This is a genomic window from Schaalia sp. Marseille-Q2122 (genome assembly GCF_903645355.1).
Lineage (GTDB): Bacteria > Actinomycetota > Actinomycetes > Actinomycetales > Actinomycetaceae > Pauljensenia.
In genome coordinates this window covers 186,923-202,438 of record NZ_CAHJXR010000007.1, presented here as the reverse complement: position 1 = coordinate 202,438, position 15,516 = coordinate 186,923, and the positions used below count along the sequence as shown (strand labels likewise).

Genomic DNA, 15,516 nt, shown 5'->3' with positions numbered 1-15,516 from the left:
GGAACGCCGACGATGCTCGTTCCCCGCTACTGGGAGGACCTCTCGGTCCTTCACCTCAACACCCTGCCGCCACGCTCCTACTACGTGCCGGACTCGGGCGCCCACCCTCGAGACGTGGTAGAGCGTGAGGCCTCGGACCGCTTCCAGCTCTTGAACGGCATCTGGCGCTTCTGCTACGTCGCAAGCGTCCACGACCTGACCGACGAGTTTTGGGCGGAGGGCTACGCGGCCACGGGATTCGAACCCATGCCGGTGCCCAGCGCCTGGCAGTACCAGGGCTACGACGTGCAGCAGTACACAAACATTCGCTATCCCATCCCGCTCGATCCTCCGCATGTTCCCCAGGACAACCCGGCCGGGGCTTACCTCACCGATTTCGACTACGTGCCATCGCCCGAGGCGCCCAACGTCACACTCACTTTCGAGGGTGTGGACTCCTGCTTCTACGTCTGGCTCAACGGCGCCTTCGTTGGCTACAGCCAGGTCTCCCACGCCACGAGCGAATTCGACGTCACGGATAAGGTCCGGGTGGGAGGCAACCGGCTGGCCGTCCTTGTCCTCAAGTGGTGCGACGGCACCTACCTGGAGGATCAGGACAAGTTCCGCACCAGCGGCATCTTCCGCGACGTGTTCCTCCTCAAGCGGCCCCCAGCCATCCTCTACGACTACGCCATCACCACCGAAACCGGGGATGCCGGTGCGTTGGTGCGCTTCCGAGGCGCCTTCCGGGGTGGGGAAGTCCCGGTCCGCCTAGCCCTCGCCGACGCGTCGGGGGCGCTGATCGCCACCGGTGACCTCGTTCCCGACGCGGACGGCGGGGCCTACTCTCATGCCGCCGTCCTAGAGGTGCCCCAACCGCACATGTGGACGGCGGAGGACCCATACCTCTACACCCTCACCATCGAATGCCCGCATGAGGTGATCCGGGAACGTGTGGGTGTGCGGGAGGTGAGTATCGATGGGGCCGTTCTTCTGCTCAACGGGGTACCATTCAAGATCCGCGGCGTCAACCGTCACGACTCGGATCCCGTGACTGGACCCGTGGTGGATCTCGAGCACATTCGCCGCGACCTGCGCATGATGAAGCGGTACAACATCAACGCCATCCGCTCGGCCCACTACCCAAACTGCCCGCAGTTCTACCAACTGTGCGACGAGTACGGCTTCTACGTCATGTCCGAGGCCGACAACGAGAGCCACGGTACCCAGTTGCGCTACCTCAAGGACGAGTCGTGGCCCAACGTCGTGGAGCAGTGGAACAAGCTCATCGCGGACAACCCGGACTGGACCGAGGCGACGCTGGACCGCGTGCGGCTCTGCGTCGAACGTGAGAAGAACCGGCCGTGCATCATCTCCTGGTCGGCGGGCAACGAATGCGCCTACGGCGTGACCTTCGAGACGACCTTGGCCTGGATCAAACGGGCCGATCCGACTCGGGTCACCCATTACGAGTCGGCCTACTATCGCTCGAGCGACCGACGCTACGACTACAGCGCCATCGACCTCTACAGCCGCATGTATCCCGGGCTTCACGAGGTGCGCGAGTACCTCGACTCGGGTCCGGACAAGCCGTTCATCCTCGTCGAGTATTGCCATGCCATGGGCAACGGCCCCGGCGACTTGGAAGATTATTGGAGCCTCATCGACGCCGACGAGCGGGTGTGTGGAGGCTTCGTCTGGGAATGGTGCGACCACGCCGTCCGGGACGGAGCCACGCCCGACGGGCGCCCCATCTATCTCTACGGTGGAGACCACGGCGAGGCCATTCACGACGCGAACTTCTGCGTCGACGGGCTGGTGACGCCGGAACGTATTCCTCACCCGGGCCTGCTCGAACTGGGCAACGTACTGCGGCCGGCGCGCGTCGTGGGCTACGACGCCGGGGTGCTGACGCTGCGCAATCAGCTCGATTTCACGGACCTTCGCGACTATGCCGACCTGTCATATTGCCTCAGCCTCGACGGCGAGGACGTGGCGGAGGGAACGCTGGAGCTGCCGGGCCCGGTGCCGCCGCATTCGACGGTGCGTCTGCCGCTGGAACTCGACATCCCCGCGCGCGGCCGCTGCTTCCTCACCGTGACCTACAGGCTCCGCCGGGCCCGGCCGCTGCTCGATGCGGGACATGTGCTCGGATTTGACGAGATCCAGATGCCGACGGCGGATCCGCGTCATGGCAGGGCCGCCGCTCTGCTCGACACGGCGCGCGTCGGCGATGTGCCCCGCATCGAAAACGAGGGGCCCCAGATCGTGGTGCGCGGCGAGGGGTTTACCTATCGCTTCGACACCCGCACCGGGTTGGTTGCAAGCATGGTCATTGGCGGCGTCGAACTCCTTGAGCGCACCGCCGAGGTCAACATCTGGCGGGCGCCGACCGACAACGACCGGTTCATCGAACTCGAGTGGCAGCGAGCCCGGTATCACCAGGCCAGCGCCCGCGCCTACTCCTGCGTCGCGAGGCGTATGGGGGACGTGGTCGTCGTTGAGGCGGTCATGGCGATGGTGGCGCCGTCGATTCAGCCTGTCATGTTCGTCGACGCGCGGTGGAGCGTCGACGGCGAAGGGACCCTGGATGTCGCCTTGACAGCGCGGCGAGACCCAGATTTTCCGCCGTTGCCCCGCTTCGGCCTGCGCCTGTTCCTCCCCGAGGACATGGATCGGGTGACGTACTTCGGCCTGGGTCCGGGGGAGAGCTACGTCGACAAGCGCCGCTCGTGCCGCCATGGCCTGTATACCCGCACGGTCGACGAGTTGTTCGTGAACTACATCCGTCCGCAAGAGAACGGCAGCCACGCGAGCTGCGACTATGTCCACGTGGCGGGGCCGAGGGCGGCCCTGTCGGTGGCCAGCGTCACGTCGTTTTCTTTCAACGCGTCGCGCTACACCCAGGAGGCGTTGACGATGATGCCCCACGACGTGGACCTCGTCCCATCCGGAAACATCATTGTGTGTCTTGACGCAGCCATGGCGGGCATTGGCTCCAACAGTTGCGGGCCTGAACTCTTGGAGCGGTACCGCGTCGACGCTTCCGAACTGACCCTGGCCATGAGGCTCGTGCCCTCCAACGTCGGCTGAGTGTCATGCGGCCTCTTCCAACTCCGCAAACGAGGTGACAATGAACGAGAAGAAGTACCTGCGGTGGTACAACAAGGTGGGTTACGGCTCCGGCGACGTGGGGGGTAATGTCGTCTACGCCCTGCTGTCGGCCTTCGTCATGATCTATCTCACCGACACCGTCGGCCTGAACGCCGGTATCGTCGGTACTCTGATGATGCTGTCGAAGTTCTTCGATGGTTTCTCCGATATCATCTTCGGCGCCATCTTGGACCGCACGCAGACGCGCATGGGCAAGGCTCGCCCCTGGATGCTGTGGGCGTTCTTCGGCTGCGCGGCCATGGTGATCGCCATCTTCGCGATCCCGCCGTCTATGGGGGATACCGCGAAGTACGCGTGGTTCTTCATCGCCTACACGCTGCTCAACTCGGTGTTCTTTACGGCCAATAACATCGCCTATTCGGCCTTGACGGCGCTGATCACGAAGAACGCGGCAGAGCGGGTCCAGATGGGCTCCATCCGGTTCGTGTTCGCCTTCGGCACCAGTCTCATGATCCAGACCGTCACGGTGGAGGGCGTGAAGCTGTTGGGTGGCGGTGCGGAGGGCTGGAGGGCGCTGGCTATCTGTTACGCCCTGCTCGGGCTGGCGGTCAATACCGTATCCGTGCTGTCGGTGCGTGAGTTGTCTCCGCAGGAGCTCGCGGAGACCACCGACGAAGAGAAGGCCAGGGAAGCTGACAAGGTGCCGCTCGGCGAGTCGCTCAAGCTGCTGATGGCCAACAAGTACTACCTGATCATCCTGATCATCTTCATCATGACGCAGATGTTCACCGCCACCCTCAACATAGGCATCTACTTCATGACCTACATCCTGGGTGACGCCAATCTTCTTGGCAGCTTCGCGTGGGCCATCAACATCCCACTCATCGTCGGGCTTCTCTTCACCCCGCTGCTGGTGGCCCGCTTCGGCGGCATGTACAGGGTGAACCTGGTGGGCTATTGGATCGCGGTTCTGGGACGCCTGGGAGTCGTCGTCGGTGGTTACATGGGCAGCATCCCGCTGATGTTGTTCTTCTCCGGTGTCGCGTCCTTGGGCATGGCCCCTCTTCAGGGGACCCTGAACGCGTTGATCGCGGAGGCCTCAGAGAACACCTTTCTGCGGTTTGGCAAGCGCATCGACGGCCTCATGTTCTCGTGCACATCGTTGGGCGTGAAGGTAGGTAGCGGCCTAGGCACGGCCGTGGCGGGCTGGCTCCTCGCGGCGTCGGGATATGTCGCCAATGCGACCGAACAGGCCAGCGGCGTGATCTCCATGCTGTACTTCATGTACCTATGGGTGCCCGCTATCGCCAACGCCATCATCCTGGCCCTGCTGTGGAAGCTGGACGTGGGCAAGGCCAACGAGGCCTTGCGGGAGAGGAAGTCGCCAGCGGCGCCATAGATGGTCGGAGTCGTACCCGCGAAGCCCGCCAGCGCACGTCGTCCTGAGTAATCGCGGTCCGCCATCCGCTTGAGCCTGGGTGGGCTTGGTGAGACAGTTCGTATCTGCGTCAGGGTGCGTTAGCATGAGGACAAGTCAAGATATCGACCTTCGAGTGGGGGCCATTGATGACTGAGTCTGACCGGGCTGAGTACGATCGTGAGCGGATTGATGCAATCCTCAAGATGATGCGGGAGGATTGAACCGTCCTGGGTTTGGTTCCGGTGGTCAGCCTGAAAGGATTTGCCTCAGCCGAAGCGTTTGGCCCCAGAGTTCAAGTCGCGTGCTGTTCGTCTTGTCAGCGACCGTCTGGCATCGGAGCAGAGAGTCTGGCTTACCAGTGTTCTACGCGAGGAAGGGCGTCAATCTCGGGGTGGGGTATGAGACGATGCGCCGCTGGTATCGCGATCCCAGCCTGAGACAGGATCTTGAACATGCCCCATCAAGGAGTGCGAGGTGGCCCGCCTGCGGCGAGAAAACGCTCAGCTCCGCCAGGCCGGCGCGATCCTGAAGGCAGCCTCGGCTTTTTTCGCCAAAGAACTCGACCCCCGGTACCCGAAATGATCGCTTTCATCGACGCGGGCCGGGCCAGGTTCGGCGTTGAACGCATCTGCAAAGTTCTATCCGAACACCGCCAAGGCGGCTTCATCACGGGTGCGAGGGTATCGCAAGGCCAAGAACCGTACGCCCTGGCGGCGCTGCTTGCGAGATGCCGCTTTGATCCCCGTCATCGAGCGCATCCACCGAGAGAACACTTACGTGTACGGGGTGCGCTAGATGTGGCATGCGCTCAAACGCGAAGGCTAGGCCGTGGGGCGCGAACAATACCGAGCCTGGCTGTCGAGGGAGATTTGCCGGACTCAAGGAGGGCGTCGCGTCTGCCCCGGGTAGGTGACAATCTGGAGCGCTCCTGGGACCGATACACGCCCAGATCTGGTTGAACGCCACTTCGCACGCAGTGCCCCTAACCAGTTGTGGGTGGCCGACATTACGTGCGTTCGCACCCGCAGCGGGTTCGTTTACACCGCCTTCGTAACAGATGCCTTCAGCCGCAAGATCGCTGGCTGGGCAGTGAGTAACACACTCAATACCGAGGCTCTACCCCTGCAAGCCCTGGAACAAGCTATCGCTACTGCCAAAGGGCAGTGTCGAGGGATTGGTCCACCACAGCGATCACGGCAGCCAGTACGTCTGCATCGGCCTACCCATGAACGCCTGGTCGAAGCAGGAATGGATGCCCCTAACGGCACCGAAGGAGAATACTTGCGACAACGCACTAGCCAATCCCTCAACGGCTTATGCGCGAGCGAGTTGACCTAGCTTCCTAGCACGGGGCCGGACTGACCGAAGTCGAATGAGCAGGCCCTATGCTGGGTGAACTGGTGGAACAACACCCGCCTGCACAGCGAACTGGGCTATGCCACACCCCAAGAAACCGAAGACCGCTACTACCAACACCACACCCACCAAATGAGCACCGCCTAGGAACCAAACCCAGGACGGTTCACTCAACGCGCAGGGCGTGCGCACCACTCGCGGGTACCGCTTCACGCCGAAGAATCTGAACAAGATCCTGAAGAACCGCGCCTACATCGGCGAGTACTCCTATGGCGGCTATGTCATTGAGGACGGTATGCCTCGCCTCGTCGAGGACGACGTGTTTGAGGAGGTGCAACGCAGGTTCGCGATCAACAAGCGTCGCGGCGCGAAGACGAAGGCTGAGCTCGCGGCGCAAGGCGACGACGCTCCCGACTACTGGCTCACTGGCCACGCCTACTGCCTCACGTGCGGCGGGCCGATGGAAGGCGTCTCGGGCACCTCGAAGACCGGGCGGAAGTACCGCTACTACTACTGCCTCAATCAGAGGAAGAAGCAGTGCACGGCGAAGACGGTGCGCAAGGACGAGATCGAGGCACGCGTCGAGGAGATCGTGGAATCTTTCCTCGCCGAGCCCGATATGCTCGCCTCACTCGCTGTGGACCTCGCCGACCACTACAAGCAGACACACGGGCGCGGCGACGAGATCCTCAAGGCACTTGAAGCCCGTCGGACAGACGTGGAGGCCAAGCTCGCCAACTTCGTCAAGGCCATCTCCAAGGGCATTTTCAACGACACCACCGCCGAGGCCATGCGTTCCCTGGAAGAGCAAAAGCATGAACTTGACGCCGCCATCCAGGCTGAGCACGTCAAGGCGACCCTGTTCGAGGACGAGGCAAGCATTGGCGCGTTCTACCGGCGCTTCGCCCAGGCGACCATCGACACGCCCGAGACTCGCGAGCAGCTCTTCGAGTACTTCGTGGACAAGGTGTTCATCGGGCGAGACCAGATCGTCGTCGCCTCGTACTTCCACGACAGCACAGCAGCCATCGAGTTCGAGGACCTCGAAGAGGCGCTGACCAGCGGGCATAGAACGGGGGAAGTGCGAACCTACGCTCGAAAGCGAGAGTTCAACACTTCCCCCTCAGGTGGAGATGCGGGGAATCGAACCCCGGTCCGACGGCCGGCCCCGAAGTCTTCTCCGGGCGCAGTCTGCTGTTTTATTTCTCAGCCCCTGACGTCATGCAGACCTGCTGCCAGTAGGCTCAGTCGACTAAGTGTTGAAGCGTGCTCATCGACACGGCACGCGACCAGTGGCTCCCAGAACGACGCCAGACACCAGGCTGGGAGCACCACCTGGGCTGACGGACTAAGGGTTCACGCGGCGATATCAGGCGGCGAGAACGTAGTCGGTGCGATTCTGTTCGGCACCTATTGGTTCGAACGCATCGTTAACGAGTTGAGCGAACATCCTCGGCCCGCTTCCCTTCGATCGACGACCGTCGTCGAAACCGATCATCCCCTATTGAGTTTTCACTCATCCGGACCGCTTCGCTCACGCAAAACTGTCCGGATAAGAAGGGTACACCGCCAGCCCCACCCGCACAAGAGATAGGGGTCTCACCACGTTACCGCGCACTCACATCATGTGCCTCTGAGCCAGCGGCAATGAGCGCCTTAACAAACGTCACGGCGCACTCAATACGATCTTCACCGTCAACGTACTTCGTTTCATTATTCTCAACCCAATGCAGCGTGCACTCATCACGATCACAATCACAAGCCTTCGCCAGTCTGAGGAACAGATACCCCTCTCCCTCGGCCTGCTTCTCACCCTGAAAGCTCTTCAGAACCTCCATCACTGCACTGCTTCGCGGCGCATCACCAACCTCAACCAGCACTCCCCCATTAATACTGGCAATCCCTATCTTCGAGCGCTTGAGGCGCAAAAAGCGAGGCTCCCACCCGCCTTTACGCTCATAGGGACTCTCGTCGAGGTACTCCTCGTACCCGGCACTGTGCAGGCTCTCCGCAATCGCTTCCAAGTAGGGATCACGGTACCCAACTGTTTGATTGTCATGATCAAGCATCTTGAGCTCATAGCCCATGTGACCATGCGGAGTTCGATAGACTCCTGCGGCTCCGTCACGCATACAGTCATAGGCCAGCAAGTAGTACGGCCACCTGTAGCAGCCCTCCGCCCGACTCTTCTCGAGGTACTCCTCGACCCGTCTGCGCGCAACATCGTCGATACTCACTCCGGCGGCAACCTCGTCAAGCACCGATTCGAAGGCCGTCCGCGCCGCCGCCCTATCGGAGCGGTTGTCTTGAGTCAGAAGCCTTCTCCACCGACCATCACCTTTGAGCGGCGCGATCTGGAAGGCCTTTCCGTTGTCCCTGCGGGAGTAGTCGGCGGTGGCAAGCCACGCTTGAGCGAAGGCAGCACGCATTGTGTCGCTAGAAAAAACCTCATAGAACGCTCCGGCGCGTCTGGGCAGGTCCTCGCTCAAGCTGAACATGCGTAGCCCGCCGCGGAGCCATTCGTGATCCTCAAGGTCACACAGTGCGCCCTCACACGCTGGGTGGGCGGAGAGAAAGGCCTGCTTCTCGCGCTCTTCTTCGTGTTGGTGAGTGTTGAACGCGGTCCGCGCACTCGTTTGCAGTGCGCCCTCGCAGATCAAGCGCGTGGTTTCTTCAAGAAGCTTGCCGTACTTGTCCGCATGGAGTTCGTTCGTCAAGGCTTGGAGAAGGTTGCGAAGAGTGCGCATCCGGCGTCTCAGTTCGACGAGGCCGACGGCGCCGTCCTCCTGAGCAGGAACGGCAGGGTTTGCTGTCCTGTATTCGATGAGGGCTGAGAGCAAGAGCCGCAAGTCGATGTGCGGAGACTTGTCTCGAAGAAACTCCGCAAGTAGATCACCCTCGTTCTTCACGTTGCTCATGTCGAACAAAGCGACGGGAAGGGCTGAAGGTTGGCCATTCAGGCCTTCCTTTTCTGATGCGAGGTTCAGCTGGTGCCCTGCGCTCAGGGGAGAGCGGAAGATGGTACCACCCTGGCGCGGCTTGTCCTGGACACTCGCAACCCCGTCCTGTGGGAGGTTCCCCCTGTCTTCCCAGATTTCAAAGGCAGAGAAGAGCTCTTCAAAGGTGCGAGCCCGACCAGGACTATCCTCCTTGAAGAGGTCCTCGATAAGTGCGGATACGTCATCTGGAGGGCTGGCATTGAATCGCTTCCAATACGCATTGTTCAATACAAAGACGCAGTATTTCAGGAGCGCCTGGTCAAGGCTTTCCGCATCCCTTGCGTAATGCCAGAACATATTGCTCCAGGTGGTATCGATCCTGCGCGAGAACTCCTCGACTCTTTGAGCCTCCACTTCCTTGACGCGATGGAGCATGCCCAGCAGGTGGCCTTTGAAGTTCTCAAAGTCGGTGAGTGCTCGCCCGCGAGCATTCATGGTGATATAGAGGGTGTTAATGTCTTGAAGGTCGTCAACAATATGAAGGTGGAAAGTCACCGCCTTCGCCCCATCCCCTGTCAAGCGTTCCCACTGAGCCGTTGCTTCGTCAGTTTCGAGTGTTCTTCCCGGTGGGTCAAACTCTTCTTCGATGGCTTTAATCATGGTGAGCATCGAGGAAATAGTGGGGTCTTCGTCCCACCCATAGCGGAACCACGCTTGGTCGCGGATCCAGTCTGCTAATGCTGGCGTGTTCTGTGGCGGCAGGTTTTCGCTCCTGACAAGTTCTTGACAGAAGGCCCGCGAACTTGAACGGGTTTCGTAGGTGAAGTGCAGGCAGTTCTCATGCGAGAGATCTCTTGCTGCACGAACGCCAAGGAACCAGTGGAGCAGGAATAGTGTTGTGAGCCGTTGCTGGCCGTCCAGAGGGAGGAAAGTGCCGTCCTCTTCCATCGTGCCGTAAATGAAATCAAGGTCGAGGGCGTCCGCTGTCCTGGAGTCCATTCCGAAAGCTGGCGAATGAGGAGTGAGAGCCTCGCGCAGTGCGCGGAGAAATGAGGATCGAATAGCCTCAACGTTCCCCGAGGCATCCTCTCGCCCCTGGGCGTAGTCCCGCTGGAACAGGGGAATCTTGATGCGTGTGATACCTCGTTCAGCAAAAAGGCCTGCGTAGCTCGTTGCAGTCCCCGACACTGCGCGATGGGTGAGAAACTCACTATCCACTTACTCAGCCCCCGTCTATTCTTCCTTGAGGAAATCACGCAGGCTTTCCTCAATGGCAGCGAAATAGTCCGCACGATCAGTGTCACTCCAAAAGTATGACTGCGCTGCGGCCTCGTCACGCGTGTAGTACTTCAAAAACACATGACGCGTACACGGCGGAATGAAGGTCCCGTCACGGTCATGACGCAACACCTTGTAGCGTTTTACTCCGAAGACGCTGTTGCTCAATGCACTATTGACTTCCCTCGTCAGCAGCGCAAGATTATCGATGCTGTGGACAGTGTCTTCCCCAGCCAGGCCGAAAGCGCGGAGTCCCTCAAGAAGTGCCGACGACGCCTTATCGAAGTCTTCCTCAGTGATCTCAGTGTTCTCAAGAACAGCCTTCACTTCTTCGAAGGTTTCACCAAGGATAGTGTGATTGGCGGCAGCTCCACCGAGTCCTGCCGTTACCATTTCGAGAAGCCCCACATGGTCCTCAAGCCATGTTCGCCATGCGTTGTGACTGCTCAGCTCTTCCGAGTTCTGAGCATGGATGTGCTCAAGGCTCCACTTACCTGCCATATAGAGTTCGAAGGGAAAGCGCCCCCTTCCAGCTAGCGACTTCCGGGTCACTTCGATGTTCATCAGAAGCAGTGCGTCTTGAACCTTGGACTTTTCCCCGTAGTGAAGGTCTCTCAGTTTCGATGGTGTGAGGCCGAGTGTCTTGCGCACTTGTCCACGCACCCACTGACGAAAATCCGTTTTACTGCGGGCGCGGCCCTGTGTGAGGAGTAGCGTCCAGTCGGTTGGATTGGAGCAGAAGCGAAGGAAGCCAATCCAGTGGTAGAGCTCGGGATGGTTGTACCAGCCCATAAGTGTTGCGTGCAGGGACCTCACATCGTTCCAGAATTGACGCCAGTCGCCGCTGACTTGATGACGCAGACCTTCAAAAACTCTATGCCCCGCCGACGAAGGCCCCTTATCTGCTTTCAGGTCGACCAAAAGCTCGAAGATGCGGCTGATTCGAGTGGGAGTGGTCTCCGTGCCAGCAATGAATGCCCACTTCGCTGGATCTCGGAGTTCTTGTTCAAGAGCATCCCATTCGCTGGCAACCTGGTAGGCCAAGGCTTGGCCGCCTTCTTCTGCGGCGTCAATGGTGCTCAAAAGCAGGGATTTGAGTAGCTCGGCATCTGTCAGAGGAATCCGCCCGCTATTCAGCCGCCGGAACGCTGCAATAGGGTCTGCACCGTCGGATAGTTCGTACCAGATGATTCTCACCTGGTTCTCCAGGGCGTCGAAAACGTCTGGAGCTGCGCTGTTGTGGTCACTAAACCACCTTCGTATCGCGCAATAGGCCCCGATTACATGTTCTTCATCGATATTCGCCGCTTCCTGTGTGCACTCAGGATTATCGAGGATGCCTCGCAACGCCGTGCGAGTCTCGTAATCCAGGGTGAAACCGGGTTCTGCGTGTTTTCCGGTTTGGCCGGATTGGGTGAGGAACTTGAGGATAAGGAAAAGCGTTGTGAGACGTTGTTGCCCGTCAATGACCTCCCATAGGGGGTTCGGCTCCACCGTCAGGGGCGCACGCTCGATACCGCAGAGGAGGGATCGATTCGGCATGTCACTTTGTTGAGCATGACGAGCCTTGACGACGATGGGTTGAAGGTAGTAGACGGCTTCAGGTCCACGGTGTCGACGATGCTCAACAATGTCGTTGAGGAGCTGCGTGACCTCTAGTGAGGTCCATCTGTATCCGCGTTGGTAGGCAGGAATAAGGAACTCTCCTTGCAGTGCCCCCACAGGTATTGCGCCAACCCGGGACCCCATACGTGCCATGTGCAGCTTCCTTTGGATCCTTGTCTCTGTTTGACGTCCTCCCCGCACGGAAGGACTCACGCGAGACCCACAGAATACTCAGAAACATTTCAACACTATCAAAGGTACCCGCCTCCTCCCCCACACCCCACCCAAAACACCGCGAGTGGTCGCATACAAGCGACCACTCGCGGAAAAGCTCAGGCAGGGAGGCTTATGACACCCTCCCCCTCAGCCCGATCTAGAACTGCGCCCAGGCGGGGCCCTCACCGCCGCAGCGGCCCGAGCCACACACATTGCCCAGGATCTCAAGCTCATGCAGGCTCACGCCAGCAGGCACAACGAGCTCAACAACGCCACGTTCAGCCTGCTCATGGGCGGCGAGCTGCACCGGGGTTTGGGCGCCATTCAACGGGACCGTGCTCTCCTCACCCGCGGCAGCACCGTCAACGCCTCGCAAGGTCACGGTCCCCTCGCCAGAGGTCAAGAGGGTGACATGCGTCCCGTAGTAGGACACTCGCACAATCGCTCCATCGGCGGCGGCCTTCATCGAACGCGCATCGACCTCCCACGAACCCGACAGGGCGAAGGTGTCAACACTCTGCTCAGCAGGCAAAGCGTACTCTTGCGCTCCCGCACTCAAGGCGCCATCGACGAAGCCTCGTCCGCCCTCGCTACCCAACACAGTGTGCGTGGTGCGCGGCCCGGCCTCTTCCTCCTCCGAAGCAAACAAGGGTTCCGGCAGCGTCAAGGAAGGATCAGCCTCACGCAGGAGCGTGCGAATATGCGCCTCCAGCAGGCCCTTGCCACCATCACCGTACTTAAAGTAACGGTTCTGGCCCTTCGCATCCCCCAGGTACAAGGAGGGCCAGTAGTGGTTGTCGTAGGCCGTCCACACCGCCAGATTCGAGTCAACTGCGACGGGGAAGGTCAGGCCATACTCGCCAACCGCTGCCTCAACATTGCGCGTCTCCTTCTCGAAGGCGTACTCAGGCGAATGGACGCCCACCACGCTCAAGCCCAGCGGCCCGTAGACCTCGTGAAGCTGCTGGATGATGGGCAGCGTGCGCTGACAATTCACGCAGGAGTACGCCCAAAAATCGACGAGGACGGCGCGCGCGGGCGCCCCGGCACTGGTGACCATCGTGTCGGCGGGGGCAGAAGACGGCGTATTCAGCCACGCGACCGCACCCTCCAGGGGCTTCATAGGGCCGCACTCGCCGAGGGCTGGAGCACCATCCACGCAGGACTCGCCGGTGCCCTCCTCACCATGCAGCCAAGTATTCACCTGGGACTGCAAGGAGCCCGTCCAGTCAGGCAGGACGCGCTGAAGGACGGCGGGCACATTAAAGACCAAGCCCACAGCCAGGCCAAGCATCGTCACGCCAGCAATGCTACGGATCAGGCGCTGACGAGTGCGGAAGGCGGCAATACGTTCCGTCACGCGGCGGCCAGCCAGGGCGAAGAAGAGTAGCGGCAGGGCCGTGCCCACGGCAAAAGACAACGCCAGGGCCACGGTTTCAGCACCAATATTGCCGGTCGAACCAGCAACCGAAACGGCAGCCAGCACTGGGCCAGCGCAAGGCACGTAGGCGGCGCCCAGCACCAGGCCGAGCATGAAACCATTAGCGGGGCGCTTGCCCGAAGAGCCGCCAAAACGTTGGAAAGGCTTTTCCATCCACTCCATGACCTGCGGAATCAGCATGCCCACGCCAATCAGGGTCAGCAGCACAATGCCCGCCCAGCGGATGAAATCTTGAGGAAGCCCCAGCAGGGACAGCAGGGTCGAGCCCAGCAGCGTAAAGAAGGTGAAGCTGACAACCAGGCCAGCAACCACCAGGTAGGGACGCCAGCGGGACACCGGACGCACCGCAACTGCCTCGCCTGCGGGCGCCTGGCTACCAACCACGCCGGGCAGGCCCGTGATGGAGATCCCCTGCGAGCCCGATCCCTGCCCGGACGTCCCCAAAGAACCCGCCACCTGGAAGCGACTACTCTGAGCGCCACCAGAAAAGAAAATCACCGGCAAAACGGGCAGAATACACGGCGAAATACCCGTAATAAAGCCGCCCAAAAGACCAATCAACACAAGTGAGAACACAGACTAATCCTTAATACTGAGGTGCTAGCGCACGTCAGATGTGAACTGCTGGGGTTGCCGAAACGTCAGACCCATGCGGGACCACCGGCAGGGTTCGCCTCGCGTCCCCCGGAGCGTCCCCCTGCTCAACTCCGTCCGTCGCGGTTTCCGGCATCGCCTGCTCAGAGACCCGAAGCACCACCAGAGGCTTAGACGTCGGCTGAGCCGAACCCCCCGCGGGTTCGAGGGTAATAAAAACCTCCAGACCCGGCTCAGGCATCGCGTCAATGAAAGAGAACACCGCACCGCGATCGGGCGCGTAGGTTCCCGCAGGCATCACCACGCCATTCATGCGCTTCCACACCTGCAGAGTGTGGCCAACCGGCGCTTCCATCTGCGAAGGTAATGTCAGCGCGGTCATCTCCATGTCAGCAGACCAGGTCAGCGTCGCAACGTGCCCGTCAGCCATGGTGTGCTCAATGCGCGCCACGTCCTGCATCTGGTTGAGCTTGGCGTAGCTCATGGTCGAATCCATCGAGTCCATGGCGCTCCACCGCCCAATCCCCACGCCCGCAGCCAGCAGCGCGAAGGCCGCCGCCACGCGCACAACGCCGCTCAGGATGCGGCGTGCGGAGAAGGCTCGCCGCAAGGGGAGGATCTGGGCGTCGGCCTCGTCAATTGGGGCCGACGAGGCTCCCGCGCCGACAGTCGCGGGAAGGGGGTGCACCTGAGCGGTGGCGGGTGAGGGTGCCGACTGAGGCAGAGTTGAAAGCGCAGGCGCGCTGAGCTGTTCACCCATTGGCGCGGGCTGTTCCCCCATTGGCGCGGACTGTTCGCTTATCTGCACCTGCCCAGCGCCCTGCACCTGCCCAGCGCCCTCCACCTGAGGAGTGCGGGCGATGGCCTCGAGAATCTGGGCGCGCACATGCGCGGGAGGCTCAACGGGAGGCAGCGAGGCCCCGAGGAGGGCGCCGACCTCAGTGTCGTCGAAGGGGTCTACCTCGTGAGTCATTGTTCCACCCCCATCACAGTTCGTAGTTTCTTAATTCCATCACGGATTCGAGTCTTCGCGGTACCCACGGGCACGCCTTGATATTCAGCGATCTCCACGTGAGTCATGCCGGTAAAGTACGCCAACGCAACGGCGGTCTTATGGGGCTCACCAATGGCGGCCAAAGCCTCGTGAACCTCAGCGCCAGCAAGACGCTCCTCGACCTGCGCCAACGTGCTATCAATATCGGGCAGATAGTTCGTCCAAGAGTTTTCCCGCTCGCGCGCCCGCTGCGAAGAACGCACGCGGTCAATGGCGCGGCGACGGGCAATGGTAACCATCCACGCCCGGCCACTGCCCTTATCAGCATCAAATTGCGGGGCGCGCTGCCAGATCTCCAAAAAGACCTCTTGGAGCACCTCTTCGCTTTGAGCCCGGTCAACAAGGATCTGCACAATAAGGGCATACATTCGCCCCGACCACGCGTCGTAAAGGTAGGCGAAAGCCTCTTGATCCCCACGCGAGATCCGGCTGAGCATCTCAGCTTCGGTAATGGTCTGGGCACAATTCACACCTGTCATCGTAGAAGATGGTTTCTTCCTCCCCCACTCCAAAATGGCTT

At 60.7% G+C, this 15,516-nt stretch carries 9 protein-coding genes, 1 other RNA gene and 1 pseudogene; 4 read left to right on the top strand and 7 right to left on the bottom strand.

Annotated features, from left to right (window positions below; all coding sequences use genetic code 11):
- The first annotated feature begins 12 nt into the window (after positions 1-12).
- The 4 genes and pseudogenes from HWX48_RS09485 to HWX48_RS11430 form a co-directional block, all read left to right on the top strand.
- Positions 13-3,072: a glycoside hydrolase family 2 TIM barrel-domain containing protein gene (locus HWX48_RS09485; RefSeq protein WP_175956953.1), complete on the top strand. Its 3,060-nt coding sequence runs from the start codon at positions 13-15 to the stop codon at positions 3,070-3,072.
- Positions 3,073-3,112: 40 nt separating this feature from the next.
- Positions 3,113-4,492, top strand: a complete 1,380-nt coding sequence (locus HWX48_RS09480; protein WP_175956951.1) for an MFS transporter — start codon at positions 3,113-3,115, stop codon at positions 4,490-4,492.
- A 930-nt stretch (positions 4,493-5,422) separates the two neighbouring features.
- Complete coding sequence (locus HWX48_RS11435; RefSeq protein WP_368483993.1) at positions 5,423-5,851, top strand: DDE-type integrase/transposase/recombinase; 429 nt, start codon at positions 5,423-5,425, stop codon at positions 5,849-5,851.
- Between the two features lie 202 nt (positions 5,852-6,053).
- A pseudogene (locus HWX48_RS11430) lies at positions 6,054-6,398 on the top strand (recombinase family protein); the annotation flags it as partial.
- A gap of 99 nt (positions 6,399-6,497) precedes the next feature.
- On the opposite strand, the gene HWX48_RS09465 reads toward HWX48_RS11430, so the two are convergent.
- The 7 genes from HWX48_RS09465 to HWX48_RS09435 all read right to left on the bottom strand — a co-directional run bounded on the left by HWX48_RS09465 (position 6,498) and on the right by HWX48_RS09435 (position 15,475).
- Positions 6,498-6,938 carry a hypothetical protein gene (locus HWX48_RS09465; protein ID WP_175956947.1) on the bottom strand — a complete coding sequence of 147 codons (441 nt, stop codon included), beginning with the start codon at positions 6,936-6,938 and terminating at the stop codon, positions 6,498-6,500.
- 56 nt (positions 6,939-6,994) lie between these two features.
- Positions 6,995-7,371: a transfer-messenger RNA gene (gene ssrA, locus HWX48_RS09460) on the bottom strand.
- Between the two features lie 105 nt (positions 7,372-7,476).
- The gene (locus tag HWX48_RS09455; RefSeq protein WP_175956945.1) at positions 7,477-10,026 is read right to left on the bottom strand and encodes a DUF262 domain-containing protein; all 2,550 of its coding nucleotides are present in this window, start codon (positions 10,024-10,026) and stop codon (positions 7,477-7,479) included.
- Between the two features lie 15 nt (positions 10,027-10,041).
- On the bottom strand, positions 10,042-11,844 hold the full coding sequence (locus HWX48_RS09450) for a DUF262 domain-containing protein (RefSeq protein ID WP_175956943.1): 1,803 nt from the start codon (positions 11,842-11,844) through the stop codon (positions 10,042-10,044).
- A gap of 220 nt (positions 11,845-12,064) precedes the next feature.
- Positions 12,065-13,924, bottom strand: coding sequence for a cytochrome c biogenesis protein CcdA (locus tag HWX48_RS09445; RefSeq protein WP_254873056.1), 1,860 nt, complete (start codon positions 13,922-13,924; stop codon positions 12,065-12,067).
- Between the two features lie 34 nt (positions 13,925-13,958).
- A complete protein-coding gene (locus HWX48_RS09440) occupies positions 13,959-14,915 on the bottom strand; it encodes an anti-sigma factor (protein WP_175956941.1) in 957 nt (318 codons plus the stop codon).
- On the bottom strand, positions 14,912-15,475 hold the full coding sequence (locus HWX48_RS09435; RefSeq protein ID WP_175956939.1) for a sigma-70 family RNA polymerase sigma factor: 564 nt from the start codon (positions 15,473-15,475) through the stop codon (positions 14,912-14,914). Before HWX48_RS09435 ends, HWX48_RS09440 begins: the two co-directional genes overlap by 4 nt.
- Between the last annotated feature and the right edge of the window lie 41 nt (positions 15,476-15,516).

Coding starts and splice junctions, on each gene's coding strand:
- HWX48_RS09485 (WP_175956953.1), top strand. CDS start 13: ATGCTCGTTCCCCGCTACTGGGAGGACCTCTCGGTCCTTCACCTCAAC.
- HWX48_RS09480 (WP_175956951.1), top strand. CDS start 3,113: ATGAACGAGAAGAAGTACCTGCGGTGGTACAACAAGGTGGGTTACGGC.
- HWX48_RS09465 (WP_175956947.1), bottom strand. CDS start 6,938: ATGCCCGCTGGTCAGCGCCTCTTCGAGGTCCTCGAACTCGATGGCTGC.
- HWX48_RS09450 (WP_175956943.1), bottom strand. CDS start 11,844: ATGGCACGTATGGGGTCCCGGGTTGGCGCAATACCTGTGGGGGCACTG.
- HWX48_RS09440 (WP_175956941.1), bottom strand. CDS start 14,915: ATGACTCACGAGGTAGACCCCTTCGACGACACTGAGGTCGGCGCCCTC.
- HWX48_RS09435 (WP_175956939.1), bottom strand. CDS start 15,475: ATGACAGGTGTGAATTGTGCCCAGACCATTACCGAAGCTGAGATGCTC.